Consider the following 16,116-nt stretch of genomic DNA (forward strand, 5'->3'; position numbering starts at 1 on the left):
CTTGAATATAATATCTTCCATTTCTGATATTGTTTTATTCATACTATCTATAATATCTTTAATATTCTCTTTATTGCTACAGTTTTCTAGGTAAAAAATAAATGATTTTAAATGAAAAAAATGATTTTTCAAATCGTGAAGCTCTTTATTGTTCATAGGATTAAATTTATTTTTTATTCATAAATCTAAATTGTATCATTTGTTAGGGTTGAGATAGTATGGTTTTGTTGTTTTTTTCTACAACAAGCATTGCAACTGTATTGTTATCTTTACTATCGTTAAGAGCGGAGTTCATTAGGTCTACTGCAAATGTGGTTAATGTCCCTAACGTAAATATATCTATTGGTAAACCCTTAAAATCTGATACAAGGGTGAAAGGCGCAGCCCATCCAGTAATCCATGCACCAAGTGCATATGTGAATTTATCAGTCTTTGTAGCACCTCTCGAAAAGATATAAGTATTTCCAGAATCTGCTCTACACTGTACAGAGCCACCTAGAGACATTTCTTCACTGTAATTAGCTTTAGGATCAATATATTCACAATTAGGGCCACCAAACCACCAGCTATCTGAAGAGTTACCTTGAGCAAAAATAACATTTCTTATGTTTTCCTTACCCACTGTGATATCACCTACAGCTGCAAAGTTAAGTTCATAAGGAGAGTGGTTAAAAGTGTTTTTGTTGCCAGGAGCATATATATTAAAGAATTTTGCTACTTCTTTAGCTTTATGTGAGCTAGCTTTAAAGGTTAAGCGAGCTACTGTTTTACCTCTCTTAAAGGCTTTTGTCATTATAATATTATCACTATGAGATTCTTTATCAATGATGTTAATTTTTTTTAACCTAAAATCTATATTAGCATTTTCAACTGGCACAACAAAGTTAACTGTAGTTTCAAACTCAGAAGGGCTTGAAAAGCTATTATTAGCGATTGTATTAGAAGTTGTAGTTAAAATAATTATCGATAATCTCCAAATTAATTTTTTCATGATAGTAAAATTATGCTTTGGGTTGGTATGTGGATACTATATCTTTACTTGAAGTGGTAATTAAACTATTAAAGTGGCTATTATTGCCATATTGTTGATACTAGGGTGTACTAGTTTTAGAAGTTTGCTTATAATACCATTTGAAAATATGAGAGCTTTTAACTTAGCTCGAATAGATATGAAGCAAAATAATCCTCGATTTCTGATAAGTTAAAAGGTATCTAGTTTCTTATTTTATAATATTGGCGGCATTGTTTTCTACTACAAGCATTGATACAGTATCTTTATCCTTACTATCACTCAGTGCGGAGTTCATTAGATTAATTGCATATGCACTTAACGCACCTAAACCAATAGTGTCTGCTGGTATTCCATCAAGTGCTGAAGCAATAGTGAAAGGTACAGCAACTCCAGTAAGCCATGCACCAAGTGCATATGTGAATTTATCTGTTTTTGTAGCTCCTCGAGAGAAGATATAATTATTTCCAGATTCTGATTTACAATAAACAGATCTTTCTAAACCGTCACTATCTTTAATATCAGAGCCTGCAGTTATATATTTACAGTTTTCACCACCAAACCACCAGTTATTTATACCTAAAGAACTTCCTTGAGCAAAAACAACATTTCTAAATGTTTCTTTTCCTACTGTGAGATCTCCTACAGCTGCAAAGTTAAGCTCCTCAGGGGCGTCATGAAATGTGTTATTATCTTTAGGAGCATATTGGTTAAAAAACTCTGCTACTTCTTTGGTTTTGTGTCTACCTGCTTTAAAGGTTAAGTGTGCAACAGTCATATCCTTATCAGTATCTTCTGTGATAGTAACTTCGTCTTGATATGGCTGCCCATCTGATACTTTAAGCTCTTTGAGTTTAAAATTGACACTTGCATTTTTAACAGGTACTACAAAGTTAACAGTATTTTCACGCTCAGTTGGACCCCAGAAACTATCATTAGCCAGAGCGTTAGAAGTTGTAGTTAACGTAACGATTGATAATCCTAAAATTAATTTTTTCATGATAATAAAACTTATGTTTTTGATTGATGTATGGACATTATATTTTTATTTGAAGTAGTATTTAAAGTATTAAAGTAGCTACTATGATTACATTATTTGATATTTGTTTACTAAGTTTTAGAAATACTAATCATCATAAAAAGCTTTAAGTACTTTGATAGATTTATTTATTTCAAGGATTTGTTTAGATTTCTCCTTTGTAATAAAGTCAGTATAGAAAATATTGGGAGCGGGTATATTTGAATCATTTTTTATAGTGTCTAATATACGCACTAATTTTGAAGAGTTTAAGCTTTTAGTTACTTCTTCAATATCTCCAATACCTGCTGTTGCAGTCCAGCTAAATAAAAAAGAAGTTTTTTTATTTAAGCCACCGTAAGATTTTAGTTTATCTAGCTGATCTGAGAAAATGAAACTAGGAGAGCTACTATTTGAGTATATATCAAAAACACCGTAGTTTTTATTAAACTCATCTTCTATAGTGATAATATCTTGATAACTAAAAATGCCACCAGATGTGTTAATAAACTCTGAATATTCATTATCAAATATTAATATTAGCTTGCCTCTTATGTTATCTAATTCGATCTCATTTAAGTTTAAGCTCTTATTATTTGATTTGAAGAGAACTGATTGTATAGAGTCATTCTGCAATATTATTTCGGTTACAAAATTTTTAGCAAGATTATTATATCTTGTGTGTGATATTTTAAAAATTATAAACTCAGAAGGATGTTGGTTTAGGAAGCTCCTTGCATCATTAAAAATGTCCAATATTTTTTGTCCATTACAGCCAAGGAAAGATGTTCGATGAAAACTAACCCATTCATTATGGTCAAAATCAGGTCTGACATCAAAGTATCTAGCGCCATTTTCTGCTTGCTTGAATACACTGAAGTATTGAGTAATAGTATTTTTTTTCTGTACTCCCCATGTACAGTGATCGGCTATACTCATTCCAGAGTCGTGTGAACCAATGATCATAAAGGAGTTTAATTTTGTATCATCGCTAAAAGCGCCTATATAGTTTGATGTATCTGTTAGTAAGTTTTCACTCTTGACTCCTGCATTGGCTATGTTAATGAGGAAAATAAAAAGTAATACTCTTTGTAAATGAATCATAATCGAATAAAAAAATTAAAATTAAACAGAAGTAGAAATTTCCATATCCAGAACTTTAGATATGTGCTCAAACAATGCTTTTTGCACTTGTTGTGTCGGGTGCACATTATCCCAGAAAATAAATTCTTCTGGATTATCACACATTTGTCCAGTTTCTGCTCCAAGAATAGCAGATGTAATATCTGAGTTTAGAGGAATTTTGTCAATATCAAACGCCTCATCTTCTCCCCCATTACTCCTTAATAGGTCTGAATTAGACATTATTAAGCTATTATAAAACTCTTTTGAATCAAAATCTCTAGGAGAAGGTAAGAAATATCCTCCTTTCCAGCATGTTTCACCTACTTTATCAGCATTTATTTTTGTGTTAAACTCCTGATTAAACTCTGCTGTATTAGTAAATAGTTTTTCAAACATATCATTTATAGAAATAAATACGACATTAGATTTACCCCTTGCAAAATCCTCTAGGTATTTATTATGTAATCTTGAGACTTCGGCCAGTTGTTTTTGATTCCCTCGTATTTCAGATTCTGGAACCAAAGAGAGGTTTGGTATACCAATTAGTATAGTTTTTTGTGCATTGATTTCATCTATAGATGAGATGATTTTGTCTGTAACTTCTTTAGCTATATAGTGTATTTTGGTCATATCTTCAGAGTCAGATATAGATAAGTAATCATTTCCTCCTATAAAAATAATTGCTAAATTCCTGTCTGTGTCATGTGCATCTGTATCAACTTTTTTATATATTTCAATTTCACCACCGAGGTTGTAAGGGAGTCCTTGTTCAACCCATTTAGGATTTAGTATTGCTGTTGCACCACCAACAGCATAGCTACTGACAGCTATAGGTTTTTGTAGATAAGACAATTTCTTTGTAAGTAGGTTAGCCCAAGTTGGACCATTAGAAAACATACCGTTATAATATGGTTTAGATTTAGGAATTATCCCCCCTGTATATGTATATAAGTTTCCTTGGTCACTTAAGCTATCTCCAAAAATCAAAATTCGATCTATACCATTTAGCGGAGATTTTAAATTTAGTTTTGTTTCGATAGGACATGCTGTAATAGTATATGTAGGAATTTTATACGAGAATATCGGTGAGTAACTATGCCAAGTATGAAGAAGGTTATTTATTTGATTATTTACTGTAGCATTTCCAGTTATGTTAAAATTTGCCTCATTTGTTTTATAACCATTTATTAGCCTGTAGTCTATGATAGCTTCATTAATACTTTCTTCATCTGGACTTAGGCTATATGTTATCTTTAAGTTTGATGTATAAGAAAAAGGATTTATAGAGTTGTTTATATACTCCCCAATATCTTGGTATGTATTAGTATCTATTTTTTTACTTTTTATATTCTGCCCAGTAGTATTGTCAGAATTAACAGTAAAGTAAACAGGCACACTACAATTATTTTCAAGAACTAGATTTGAACGTGCATCAGCAAAAGCAGAGGAGCTTATTGTGAGTAAGGTAATTGTAGACAAAAAGTATTTTTTCATTTTTCATTTTTTTTTTGATTTTGTGTTTGGTAGTTTAATATTCTATAAAGTATCTTTTGAAGTTAAAAAGTATTCTTTATGGTTACAGTAAAAATAGTTTTTAGCAAAGTATTTGTCTAATAATATAATTACCCAATGACTCAGATATTATGTTTAGAGCTCTTTCTCCAACTTCAATCAACAATAGTATAAATAGTGCGATAAATATTCCTAAAGCTCTATATGCACCATCAGAGAAACTAAAAAACTCAAGTTTTGTTGGGAAACAGACTATCATAAATGCTCTATTTGCTTGCTCATAAGCATATCCATACAATGGATGTTGTAATGCAAAGTACGTAAAGATTGTTGAGAAAAGTATAAATAATGGAAATATAACAATTGGTAAATAGCTTGATATTACAATACAAGCAATACCGCATGATACTCCTAGTAAACATCCAAAGAATCTTCGATGAAATACAAGGACAGTTTTATTTATCTCAACTCCGGATATAATTACGATAGTTATAATCATATTGATTGAGCCACCAGGGACATTTACAAACATCCAAAACAGTACAGCCAAACTCATTGCAATAAATATTCTAGTGGTATTTAATAGAGCGTTTTGATCTGATAATGGGGTTGCTGGTGAGAAGCTTTTTCCTTTTTTAATGGGTAATATAGGTACAAATATTAAGGCGCATAAAACACCAACAATATTGGTGAGTATTCTATACTCTGTCAAATAAAAAGCATTGGTAGGCTCTACGATACAACCAGCTCCGATAAAAGATATATGTAAACCAATGAACAGTAGAAAATAGCCCTCTTGAGGATAGATTTTCGAAAAAAATAAGAATATAGCTCCTATTAGAAAAATAATAAGTATGCCTACAAATGAAAATTCAACAAAAAGTATACTTAAGTATAAACCTATAATAGAGCCAATAATTGTAGCAACAACTCTTCTCCACGACTTATAGATAGTAAGAGAGGATCCTGTTGAGAATATTACGATGGCAGCTGTAGCAGCCCAAAAAGGATAGTCAAAATTTAGAGCATCATTAATGATAATTGCTACTACACCACATATAGAAATTACTATAGATATTAGCAGTATTTCTAGAGATTCTTCTTTTTTGATATCATAGAATTTAGAACCATACATGGACATCTCCACCAAGTCTAAACTCTTTTGTATCTTTAGATAAAACTTCTATAAGTACAGGAAATCTATAATCCAATCTAACCCAGTCTATATTTCTTTCAATATGGTAGAGAGCTGAGAAATCATTGTATTCAGGTCTTGTGATTCCTTTTTCGATATCAACTATTCTACCTGTATATTTCTTAAATCCTGTTAGGCTTGTAGTCATACTGACAGTCTGGCCAACAGATAAGTATCTAATATTACTTTCTTTGACATTTGCCACAACATACCATTTATGAGTATCAACGATAGAAAATAAATCTTCTCCTTTATTAATGAAATCGCCTTTTTGTAATATAAAGTTTGAAATATATCCATTTGTTGTAGCTTTGATAGAACATCTACTCAAAGAGTACTTTTTTTGATCAATCTTTGATTGAGTTATTTTCTCATCAGATAGAAGATCATTTTGTCTGATTTTTAGGTTATCTACGTTCTGACACGCTTTGACAAATTGAGACTCACTAGATATTAAGTTTTTTTCAGCTAAGTCTTTTTGCTGATCAGATACGGCACCATCTCTTATTAGACGTTTATATCTCTCAAAATTTCTTTTCTCAACAACTAGGCTTTCTCTGGCTAAATCTCTTTGCTTTTCAGCAAGTTTTATTTTTATAACAACATCTTTAAGTTCTAGAGTTATTTTCTTTTCTTGTGATTGTAGTATATTGAGCTCTTTTGTTATGTATCTACAGTCTAGCTCAAATAATGTATCACCTTTATTTACATATGATCCTTTTTTGATGTATATCTTCTGAACCTGTCCATTTTCTACACTATTTACTCTGGTAAAATTGGCATATAAATAAGCATCTCTCTCGAAGCTAGCATCAAAGTATAAAAAAATACATATAAGAAAAATAATAATAAATAATATTATTACAGCAGCCATTAGTTTAGATATTTTCATCGTAAAACTCTTTTACTTAATTTTGATTGAATTACAGCAACTTGAAGTGCAAATCTTATGAAGAATTATTATTTGTTATACGGCTAACCCTTCTTTAAGAGTATTTAGCAGAGCTGAAGATCTAATAGAGTCTCCGTTACTATCATATTTGATCATAATCTTTGTGACATTTTTTGAGATTCTGTAGATAATTATTTTTAGTCGATCACTAGGGTCATTATTATCTATAGCTACTATAGTTGCTTTGTCATTAGTTTGGCTATTTTCTACTAAATGGTAAGGATGACCATTCTCATTATAAGTAATACCTGTCTTGATACTATTGATTGTCATCTGATAGACTTTGTCAAAATTATAATTAAGTTCTGTAATGTAGTATCCATTTTCATACTCAGTATCATCAATCGAGACACAGCTTGTAGTCATGACAGTTATGAGTATTATTAGAATTATTCTTAGGAATGATTTGGAGTAGTTCTTCATAATGTAATTTCCTATATATCGCAGATTTTTATAAAAAATTTCTAATATATATTTTCACACTAAAATTATCTTTGAAAAACATATAAAATAATAATTATGTATTTCCAAATTGGAAATAGTGTGGATAGGTTTGATTGCATGAAAAGTTTCATTCTAGTAGCTAAGAATCGTAGTTTTACGGTAGCAGCTAGAAAACAAGGTTTTGGATTGGCAAAAGTTAGTAAACAGATTAATTTTCTTGAAGAATGGTTATCATCATCACTTTTTATACGTACTACAAGAAAAGTAGAATTAACAGCTAAAGGAGAAGCATTTCTTGACTACGCACAAGATATTGTAAAGCGTGTCGAAGATGCACAAAATGATATTGAGAATAGAGATATACAGCCAAGAGGTGAGATAGCAGTCTCAATAACAGCAGGACTTAATGTGGCTTTTTTTATTGAGCATTTTGCTAATTTTTTATCAAAATATGATCAAGTAAAGCTAAATATACATAATATTAATTCACCACTTACAGTCTTAGAAGGTACATGTGATGTCTCCATAAGTTCTATAGATGTTGCTGATCCTAGACTGGTTAAATATGTTTTTTGTTCGTTTAAGCGTAAATTGTATGCATCACCTAGATATCTTGAGAAAAAAGGAATCCCTAGATCTTTATCAGATCTGTCTCATCATAATACTTTAGTAAATACCCTCACTCACCCCAAAGGTTGGCAGTTTGGTAAATCAGCTGTAAATCTGAACTATGATTATTTATCTAGCTCAACAGATGAATTAAAAAATGCAGCCATACACGGACTGGGAATTATTTGGTCGATTGACCCCTTAGTTAGACAAGAGGTTAATTCTGGAGAGCTGATAGAAATTAAGATGGATGAAGCTCAAGAAGATGTTAAGTTGTATTGCTATTTTTTACAAACATCAAAACAAGATAAGAGACGTATTCTTGCAGAATATTTGCTTGAGAATGTAGATATTCTCTAAGCTTAGTATTATTTTATCGGTATCATAACTTCATTAGTACGTAAGAATGGTATTGTCCATGGCGGATTATACCCAGCTGCCTCAGGTTGACCGTCTATCTCGTAGTTGTTGGCTTTTATCCATGTTTTAAGTTTAGTCGTATTGCTATCTATAGAGTCTTTATTTAAGAAACCACTAAATGTAACTACCGCCATTTTAGTTTCAGGTTTCTCAACCAATTTGATTTTATCACTAGTTGGTTTTGGAGCATTTTGTAGAGTATATTGAGCCGGTAGTACAAAAGCTATAGTCCATGATTTATCGTCTCCAGCTATCATTACTGGAGCTGTCATCTGAATTTTTTGTGAAGATTGTTCTATTTTGACAGGAGCAGTCATTTGTATATCTTGTTTAGCAATGTTTGCACCAGTTATGTATCTAAACAAGTAGCCAAAACCTTTGTTGACAGCAGACTTATAGTCAGAGTCTTCGACAGTTACTTGAGCTTCAGTAAGAGGAGCATAAACTCTAACAGAAAAATCATCATCTGTTTTAATGTTTGTATATTTAGCTTGAGGAGTATTATTGATTCCAACTATGCTACAAGATGATAATACTAAAGCGGATAGTACCGATAAAGATTTTTTTAACATATCTTACACTCCTTAGAATTTGCTGTAAAAGATATCTATACTTATCATTATAAATCACAATATGGTTATCTAAGAGTTAAAGTTTTGTAAGGTTAAGTTGTTATAATTGTGCAAAACTTAAATAAAATAAGGTTTAAATATGACTAAATTACTCAAAATAATAGCGCTACTTGCTGTTATGGTAGGAGCCTCTTATGCTTTGGTTGAAAAGCCTCTTAATCTTTTGGTCGAAAGAGCTTCTTTGATGCAATGTGTCGGAATATGTAAGCATAAGCTTAATAGTCCTCTATATGATGCAGATCAAGAGCTTAGAGTACTACAAAATGCTCAAGCTTTAGCAAAAAAGAATCATTTAGAATCTAACTCATTTCTGATTTTTATTCAATTACAAATGGATTTATCTAAGCAAATAGAAGATTATTATGCAAAAAATGCAACTCAGCAACAGCTTGAGCAACAAAGCTCAGATTGTTTGTCTATATATCGAGATAAGATTAAAAAAGTTGATGAGCAACTCTATCCGGCGATAAGTCAAAACATCAATGAAATTAATAAAGATAAAGACTTAACTACAAAGCTTAGTGAGCTTGTGAAAAAACAAAATATTAAAGGTATCCCTCAAGATCCAAGCTATCTAGAATTATTAGCAAATAGTTTGCAAAGTATCAAAGTAGTTCAATAAGTTGACTTGAATAATTTAAAAGAAAAAACTTTAAGATATTAGTTATTTTTTATCCATTTTTGTCTTAAGTCTAAAGTAAATGGATATTCTTTGTTTTTAGGCATTTTATGGTAGTTAAACTGTTTAGAACTACCTTTTTTATCTACAATAACTCTATTGGTTTCATTATTATAGGTAGTATTGCCAGTAGCTGATACAACAGGATCATTTTCAACAAGATCGCCTTGAGAATGATTGAAATCCCAGTATCTGTTAATTCTACGTGATTCCGCTTCGTATGAGTTAACAGGGAATGTCTCATAACTTCTGCCACCCGGATGGGAAACAAAGTAGTTAAAGCCACCTATAGATCTATTATTCCATTTATCAACGATATCAAAAGTTAATGGAGTATCAACACCAATAGTTGGATGTAATGCTGACCACGGCTGCCATGCTTTGTATCGAACACCACTGACATACTCGCCTTCAATATTTGTCTTTGATAATGGGATTTGTACACCATTACATGTTACAGCATATCTTTCATCGTTAAAGTTTTGGATTTTCAGCTGTAATCTCTCTACAGAAGAGTCAACATATCTTGCGGTTCCTTGAGAGCTAGATTCTTCACCTAATACATGCCATGGTTCTATAGCAGCTCTTATCTCGCAGTGCATATTGTTGATAGTAGTCATACCATATAGAGGGAATCTAAACTCAAAGAATGGATCAAACCATTCAAGTTTAAACTCATAGCCTTCATCATTTAGGAACTGTACAACTTCTCTAATATCTTCTTTTACATAATGCTCTAATAAGAATTTATCATGTAGTCTTGTCCCCCAGCGTACTAAGTCGTGTTTATATGGTTTTTTCCAAAAACAAGATACCAATGCTCTTACTAATAACATTTGCAATAGCGCCATCTGAGAGTGAGGAGGCATATCAAAGGCTCTAAGCTCTAAAATACCTAATCTGCCAGAGCTACTATCTGGTGAGTAAAGTTTGTCGATACAAAACTCACTTCTGTGTGTGTTACCAGTAATATCAGTCAGCATATGTCTAAACAATCTATCAACTAACCAGAATGGTACATTTGAGTCATCATCAGGTATCTGTGAGAAGGCTATTTCTAATTCGTATAGATTTTCTAATCTGCCTTCATCGACTCTTGGTGCTTGAGAAGTAGGACCAATAAATGCACCACTAAATAAGTATGATAAACCAGGGTGATGTTGCCAAAATGTTATTAGACTTCTAAGTAAATTAGGTCTTCTTAAAAGTGGTGAATCACTTGGCTTAGCAGCTCCTAGAGTGACATGGTTACCACCACCAGTACCAGTGTGTTTGCCATCAATTGCAAACTTCTCAGTGCCAAGTCTACATTGTCTAGCATCTTCATATAAACCAAGTATATTGTCACTTAGCTCTTTCCATGAGTGCGCTGGCTGTATGTTTACTTCTATTACACCTGGATCTGGAGTTACTTTTATTCTATCTGTTCTATTATCTTGAGGTGGCTCATAACCCTCTATAATAACTGCCATATTTAGTTTCTTAGCAGTTGCTTCTATAGAGGCTATCAGATCTAAGAATACTTCAGTATCATTTATCGGTGGTAAGAATATACATAGCTTATTATTTCTAATTTCTGTAGAAATAGCAGTTCTTACAAATGCACTATAAGTGTTATGAGGTGTCGTATTTGAATTAATCTCTTTTGCTCTTTGCTCAACTGGCGTTATATAGTCGCCAAGGTTAGGGTATGATGCAAATAAATCTGTTTCGACAGATTTTTCAATCTCGACATGTGGCTTAAGAATTAATGAGTCTAAAGGAAGTCTAAAGCCAAGCGGAGAATTACCTGCTAATAAGAACATATTTCCTCTTCTAAACTCCCATTTGGAGCTTATCCATTTTGTTTTACCAAAATCTAAGGGTAAGGCATAACCAACCTCTTCATCTAATCCAAAACTCAATTTCTCAGCTATAGTACGTCTTTCTAAAGGATCTTTGAGATTATATTTCATTGGGTCGACATCTACAGGAAGCTCAGCCTCTTTCATTATGTAGTAGATAGGATCTTCATAAGCAGCTATGATATTTTGATCGCTAACTCCCAAAATCAAAGATAGTGTAGATAGAAATTTTTTAGCATCAGCAGTTTTATATGGATATGATTTGCTCATATCTGCCAATAGTTCAGGACTTTTCCATACTGGATTGCCATCTTTTCGCCAATAAACAGTAGTTTGCCATCTTGGAAGAGGTTCTCCTGGGTACCATTTACCTTGAGCATGATGTAATAATCCACCATTAGTTGTAGATGATAATAGTTTTCTAGATAGTTTATTCGCCAGCTCTCTTTTGTGTGGGCCATCAGCTTCTGTATTCCACTGAGCTGATTCCATATCATCTATAGATACGAAAGTTGGCTCACCTCCCATCGTTAATCGCACATCATTTTCAACCAGGTCCCTATCAACTTTGAAGCCTAAATTGTAAATATCTTGCCATTGGTTTTCTGTATATGGTTTGGTAACTCTTGGAGACTCAAATATTCTTGTGACCTTGTTCTCGTAGAAGAACTCTGTTTCACAGACATCAGTAGCGCCCTCGATAGCATGAGCACTATTGTAGTGAGGAGTACAAGCTAGTGGAATATGGCCTTCTCCAGCAAAAAGCCCACTAGTAGAGTCTAGACCAATCCAGCCTGCTCCAGGTACATAAACTTCAGTCCAAGCATGTAAGTCTGTAAAATCTTCTTCTGGGCCATTAGGTCCATCTAATGAATCAACATCAGCTTTTAGTTGTACTAAATAGCCAGATACAAATCTTGCTGCAAGTCCAAGATGTCTTAGAACCTGTACAAATAACCAAGAGAAGTCTCGACAGCTACCTAGTTTCTTATCAAGTGTTTCTTTAGGTGTTTGTACACCTGGCTCAAGGCGGATAGTATAATCAAGAGTGTCGTATATTTTTTGATTTATTTCCACTAAGAAGTCTATTATAGGTTTCTTAGACTTATCTACTGATGCAACAAAGTTTCTTAATTCTTTTGAATCATCTTCTAACTCTAGATATGGTGCTAACTCTTTTTTCAAATCGTTTTTGTACTGGAAAGGGTAGTCCTTTGCTCCTTCTTCAACAAAGAAATCAAAAGGATTAATGGTAATCATGTCAGCAATAATCTCAACATCAATACTAAATTCATCAGTTCGTTCAGGAAAGACTAATCTTGCTAGATAGTTTCCAAAAGGGTCTTGTTGCCAATTAATAAAATGGCTATTTGGCTTAATTTTAAGCGAGTAAGATTCTATCGGTGTTCTGCTATGCGGAGCTGGTCTTAATCTTATTATATGAGGAGATAATGAAATTTTCTTATCGTACTTATATTGAGTTTTATGAGAAATAACTACTTTTAAAGCCATAATAAACCTACCTTTTATGCTTCTGTAATGAGATACATAGATAAAAATAATCATCTATATAATCTAATAATACATAATTTTAAGGATTTTATGAAAAGTAAGTTGGTTTCTAGAGATAAAAAAATAGATAGTATCAAAATAAAAAATATGAAAACCTAATTTACTATAAGCTTTCATATTCAATTGTCATGATTGGATATATGTTGAAGTAACAAAGTTAAAATATGGTTTACTATCACCGTAAATTAAACTAATATATAGTTTCAACATCGATTAATCATTTGAGAAATTTAATGAAAATAATGTTCTCAGCAGATGGTATCTCTAAATCAGATTTAGAGAAAACAGCCGCTGTTTCAAAGTATGTTGACTGTGTTAAAATTGGTCATATTTTATGTTCAACTCTATCATTTAAAGAAATTCATCAATTAGTTGGCGATAAAGATATCTTTTTGGATTTTAAATTACACGATATTCCTAATACAGTTAAAACCGCAATAGAAAACTACTCAAAAGCTATCCCAAATTTTAAATACTTCACATTTCACGGTACTGCTAGTGATGAAATGGTCAAAGCAGCACTTACAGCAGATACTCAAGCAATACCATTAGCTGTGATTACTCTTAGTAGTGATGCTAATTTTGATAAGGCAGGTAGTCTAGCAAAATTTCAGAGATGTGTGGATTTAGGTGTGGAAAACTTTATATGTCATCCACATTTAGTTGCAGATGTTAGAGCAAAATTTGGGGATAAAATCAAATTGTATGTACCAGGTGTGAGACTTGAAAGTGACTTAAGTGATGATCACTTTAATGCTTTGACACCTAAAAAAGCTAAAGAGCTAGGTGTTGACTACATTATCGTAGGTAGACCTCTTCTACGTGCAGATGATATTGTTGAGAAGCTAAAAGAATTTAAGTGTTAAGATGCAAAATCAAGATCTTAAAAGAATAATAATCTCGCCACCATTTGGTAAATATCTTAAATTTACCGAAACCTCTAATGTTTATGGTTCTTTTACAGTTAATAGACGCTGGGGGCTTATCAAACAAGCTCTCAAAACCATCCGTAAAATAGATAAAAATGCTTGGCGTAATAAGATTGGTTTGCGTAACCCAGGGTTGGCAAATACAAAGTCACCGAAAAGGTCGCAAGATATTATATCTTTGGCGGCATTAGAAATGTCAGACTGGCATAGTTTTGCAGAGACTTTAAAGTTACCAAAGTTTGCCAATCATAAGAATATTGAGATAAATATAGGTTGTCCTAACGCTAGTATTGTTGATTTTCCAGCTGAGCTAGCTCCGATATTTGCTGGTAGAAATATCAGTATCAAAATGCCACCAACTGTAGATCATAATGCTAAGATTAGAGAGTATCTTGCAGTAGGTATTACAACTTTTCATCTATGTAATACTATCCCTACAGCTAAGGGCGGTGTTTCAGGGTATCCATTACATGAGTATAGTTTGCCTGCTATCAAAAAAGCTAGAGAAGAGTTCGGCGATAGTATCACTATTATTGGAGGTGGTGGTATTTACACGCTAGATGATGCCAAGAAATATATCGAGGCTGGGGCGGATCATTTATCTCTAAGCTCTATAATGTTTAATCCTATTAAAGGTAAAAAAATAGTTAAAGAGATTGTTAAAAATTTTGGTTAGATTAATTTTTAAAAGCCTTTATTATTTGATTTAGCTACTTACTATGTAAGTTTTAGGGATATACTTTTTTCATGACAAAAAAAGTATGCAAAACTGCCTAGCACTACTAATCGCTAATGTGCGCCTTAAATTATCTAGTATTAGTCTTATGTAAGAAGTTAGTAGCCTTTCTTTTTAAGTAGTAGCTTATCTGTATTCTTATAAGACTGAGGGGCGAAATCTCCCATCCATTCTTTAACTGCTTTGAAGTTCTCGATAAATGTTTGTTTATCGCCATCTGATACTTTTTCAGCATTAGAGTTTACAAATTCAGCAAATTCGGTGATAGTTTGCTGTCTTTGCTTATCTGACATAATAATATCAGCATATAAGCCTGGACCTTGGCTAAAAAGTCTACCAACAATGTTGAGTTCCATTTTATATACAGGGCTCGCTAACTTTAGCATTCTTTGAATATCAACATTTTTGTGCTTAAGAAATAGACCTAGACAGTAGACACTAAAATGCTCAATACCTTGGATAAAAGTCATAGCTTCATCATGCTCTTCGGGAGTCATTTTTTCGATACTAAAGCCAATTCTCGCTAGATCATCGATAAAGTATTGATACTTATCTTGCTGTTTACCATCACAGACTACAATTACCTGATTGTCGGGAGAGCTAATAGTTGGACCAAATATGGGATGTAGCCCCACCACAGGACCATCATAATTAGCTAACATACTATCTAAAGGTTCTTTTTTGATACTAGTATAGTCAGCTAATATAGTGCCTTCAGAAAGATAGGATATTGTTTTTTTGATAATTTCATCAGTTAAATATATTGGTACAGATAATACAACAATGTCTTGATTAGCAAGTTTTTGCTCGGGGGTTTGCCAATCACTTTCATCAAAAATAGTTAGTGCATACTCAGGTAGGAATTTGCTAAAGATATTTTGAGTCATCTGACCCATTTCACCACTACCACCAATTATACAAATTCTTTTTTGCATATTTATACCTTAAAAGTAAAAGTTACAGGACCATCATTTGTCAAAGACACTTTCATATCAGCACCAAATATTCCTGTTTGGACTTTATCATATTTATTCTTGAATATATCTACAAACTCTTTGAATTTTTCTTTTGCTATTTCAGGAGGACAACCGCTACTAAAGCTTGGTCTATTACCTTTCTTTGTATCAGCAGCAAGTGTAAATTGTGGTACAAGAATTATCTCTCCATTAATATCTGCTAGAGATAAGTTCATCTTGCCTACATCATCTTCAAATATACGATACTTGATGATTTTATCAGTCATTTTTTCGAAGTTTTGGTGAGTGTCTTCTTTCTCAACACACACTAGTGCTAAGATACCTTTATTTATATCAGCAACTTTTTGACCATCAACCGCTACATTTGCGCAGTTTACTCTTTGTATGATACTAAGCATATCAATATATTGTTTTTGTTAAATCAATCCTTAAATTGTATCAAAAACATCTGTATACTCTTACA

The 16,116-nt window shown here is 32.5% G+C and carries 14 protein-coding genes and 1 pseudogene; 4 read left to right on the forward strand and 11 right to left on the reverse strand.

Annotated elements, in window-relative coordinates:
- Positions 1-202: 202 nt before the first annotated feature.
- The 7 genes from FQ699_RS05970 to FQ699_RS06000 form a co-directional block, all read right to left on the reverse strand.
- Positions 203-991 carry a hypothetical protein gene (locus tag FQ699_RS05970; protein ID WP_146421569.1) on the reverse strand — a complete coding sequence of 263 codons (789 nt, stop codon included), beginning with the start codon at positions 989-991 and terminating at the stop codon, positions 203-205.
- Positions 992-1,220: 229 nt separating this feature from the next.
- A complete protein-coding gene (locus tag FQ699_RS05975; protein WP_224728124.1) occupies positions 1,221-2,009 on the reverse strand; it encodes a hypothetical protein in 789 nt (262 codons plus the stop codon).
- A 126-nt stretch (positions 2,010-2,135) separates the two neighbouring features.
- Positions 2,136-3,131 carry a PI-PLC domain-containing protein gene (locus FQ699_RS05980; protein WP_146421570.1) on the reverse strand — a complete coding sequence of 332 codons (996 nt, stop codon included), beginning with the start codon at positions 3,129-3,131 and terminating at the stop codon, positions 2,136-2,138.
- 21 nt (positions 3,132-3,152) lie between these two features.
- Positions 3,153-4,646 carry an SGNH/GDSL hydrolase family protein gene (locus FQ699_RS05985; protein WP_146421571.1) on the reverse strand — a complete coding sequence of 498 codons (1,494 nt, stop codon included), beginning with the start codon at positions 4,644-4,646 and terminating at the stop codon, positions 3,153-3,155.
- A gap of 100 nt (positions 4,647-4,746) precedes the next feature.
- Positions 4,747-5,799: an FUSC family protein gene (locus tag FQ699_RS05990; RefSeq protein WP_179951677.1), complete on the reverse strand. Its 1,053-nt coding sequence runs from the start codon at positions 5,797-5,799 to the stop codon at positions 4,747-4,749.
- Positions 5,786-6,751 (reverse strand): HlyD family secretion protein, encoded by a 966-nt coding sequence (locus tag FQ699_RS05995; RefSeq protein WP_146421572.1) that lies wholly within the window; start codon positions 6,749-6,751, stop codon positions 5,786-5,788. The genes FQ699_RS05990 and FQ699_RS05995 overlap by 14 nt, the downstream gene beginning before the upstream one ends.
- A 75-nt stretch (positions 6,752-6,826) precedes the next feature.
- Positions 6,827-7,234 (reverse strand): DUF3568 family protein, encoded by a 408-nt coding sequence (locus FQ699_RS06000; RefSeq protein ID WP_146421573.1) that lies wholly within the window; start codon positions 7,232-7,234, stop codon positions 6,827-6,829.
- A 120-nt stretch (positions 7,235-7,354) separates the two neighbouring features.
- Here FQ699_RS06000 and FQ699_RS06005 point away from each other — a divergent pair, with 120 nt between their 5' ends.
- On the forward strand, positions 7,355-8,224 hold the full coding sequence (locus FQ699_RS06005; protein ID WP_146421574.1) for a LysR family transcriptional regulator: 870 nt from the start codon (positions 7,355-7,357) through the stop codon (positions 8,222-8,224).
- Between the two features lie 8 nt (positions 8,225-8,232).
- Here FQ699_RS06005 and FQ699_RS06010 read toward each other — a convergent pair whose 3' ends face one another.
- Positions 8,233-8,856: an SOUL family heme-binding protein gene (locus tag FQ699_RS06010; protein WP_146421575.1), complete on the reverse strand. Its 624-nt coding sequence runs from the start codon at positions 8,854-8,856 to the stop codon at positions 8,233-8,235.
- A 139-nt stretch (positions 8,857-8,995) separates the two neighbouring features.
- Between FQ699_RS06010 and FQ699_RS06015 the strand changes: the two genes are divergently transcribed.
- Positions 8,996-9,538: a chorismate mutase gene (locus FQ699_RS06015; protein WP_146421576.1), complete on the forward strand. Its 543-nt coding sequence runs from the start codon at positions 8,996-8,998 to the stop codon at positions 9,536-9,538.
- A 38-nt stretch (positions 9,539-9,576) separates the two neighbouring features.
- On the opposite strand, the gene FQ699_RS06020 is transcribed toward FQ699_RS06015, so the two are convergent.
- Positions 9,577-12,951 carry a transglutaminase family protein gene (locus tag FQ699_RS06020; protein WP_146421577.1) on the reverse strand — a complete coding sequence of 1,125 codons (3,375 nt, stop codon included), beginning with the start codon at positions 12,949-12,951 and terminating at the stop codon, positions 9,577-9,579.
- Positions 12,952-13,244: 293 nt separating this feature from the next.
- Here FQ699_RS06020 and pyrF point away from each other — a divergent pair, with 293 nt between their 5' ends.
- The gene (gene pyrF / locus FQ699_RS06025) at positions 13,245-13,877 is read left to right on the forward strand and encodes an orotidine-5'-phosphate decarboxylase (RefSeq protein WP_179951678.1); all 633 of its coding nucleotides are present in this window, start codon (positions 13,245-13,247) and stop codon (positions 13,875-13,877) included.
- 1 nt (position 13,878) lies between these two features.
- A pseudogene (locus FQ699_RS06030) lies at positions 13,879-14,621 on the forward strand (diguanylate cyclase).
- A gap of 153 nt (positions 14,622-14,774) precedes the next feature.
- Here the strand turns inward: FQ699_RS06030 and tyrA are convergent.
- Both tyrA and dtd read right to left on the reverse strand, forming a co-directional pair.
- Entirely contained in the window at positions 14,775-15,611 is an 837-nt protein-coding gene (tyrA, locus tag FQ699_RS06035) for a bifunctional chorismate mutase/prephenate dehydrogenase (protein WP_146421580.1), read from the reverse strand.
- A 2-nt stretch (positions 15,612-15,613) separates the two neighbouring features.
- Positions 15,614-16,051 (reverse strand): D-aminoacyl-tRNA deacylase, encoded by a 438-nt coding sequence (dtd, locus tag FQ699_RS06040; protein ID WP_146421581.1) that lies wholly within the window; start codon positions 16,049-16,051, stop codon positions 15,614-15,616.
- Between the last annotated feature and the right edge of the window lie 65 nt (positions 16,052-16,116).

The sequence above is a fragment of the Francisella salimarina genome (assembly GCF_007923265.1).
Classification (GTDB): domain Bacteria; phylum Pseudomonadota; class Gammaproteobacteria; order Francisellales; family Francisellaceae; genus Francisella; species Francisella salimarina.

Bases quoted from the DNA above. Each gene is read 5' to 3' on its own strand.
- FQ699_RS05970 (WP_146421569.1), bottom strand. From the start codon at position 991: ATGAAAAAATTAATTTGGAGATTATCGATAATTATTTTAACTACAACT.
- FQ699_RS05975 (WP_224728124.1), bottom strand. From the start codon at position 2,009: ATGAAAAAATTAATTTTAGGATTATCAATCGTTACGTTAACTACAACT.
- FQ699_RS05980 (WP_146421570.1), bottom strand. From the start codon at position 3,131: ATGATTCATTTACAAAGAGTATTACTTTTTATTTTCCTCATTAACATA.
- FQ699_RS05985 (WP_146421571.1), bottom strand. From the start codon at position 4,646: ATGAAAAAATACTTTTTGTCTACAATTACCTTACTCACAATAAGCTCC.
- FQ699_RS05990 (WP_179951677.1), bottom strand. From the start codon at position 5,799: ATGTATGGTTCTAAATTCTATGATATCAAAAAAGAAGAATCTCTAGAA.
- FQ699_RS05995 (WP_146421572.1), bottom strand. From the start codon at position 6,751: ATGAAAATATCTAAACTAATGGCTGCTGTAATAATATTATTTATTATT.
- FQ699_RS06000 (WP_146421573.1), bottom strand. From the start codon at position 7,234: ATGAAGAACTACTCCAAATCATTCCTAAGAATAATTCTAATAATACTC.
- FQ699_RS06010 (WP_146421575.1), bottom strand. From the start codon at position 8,856: ATGTTAAAAAAATCTTTATCGGTACTATCCGCTTTAGTATTATCATCT.
- FQ699_RS06015 (WP_146421576.1), top strand. From the start codon at position 8,996: ATGACTAAATTACTCAAAATAATAGCGCTACTTGCTGTTATGGTAGGA.
- FQ699_RS06020 (WP_146421577.1), bottom strand. From the start codon at position 12,951: ATGGCTTTAAAAGTAGTTATTTCTCATAAAACTCAATATAAGTACGAT.
- pyrF (WP_179951678.1), top strand. From the start codon at position 13,245: ATGAAAATAATGTTCTCAGCAGATGGTATCTCTAAATCAGATTTAGAG.
- tyrA (WP_146421580.1), bottom strand. From the start codon at position 15,611: ATGCAAAAAAGAATTTGTATAATTGGTGGTAGTGGTGAAATGGGTCAG.
- dtd (WP_146421581.1), bottom strand. From the start codon at position 16,051: ATGCTTAGTATCATACAAAGAGTAAACTGCGCAAATGTAGCGGTTGAT.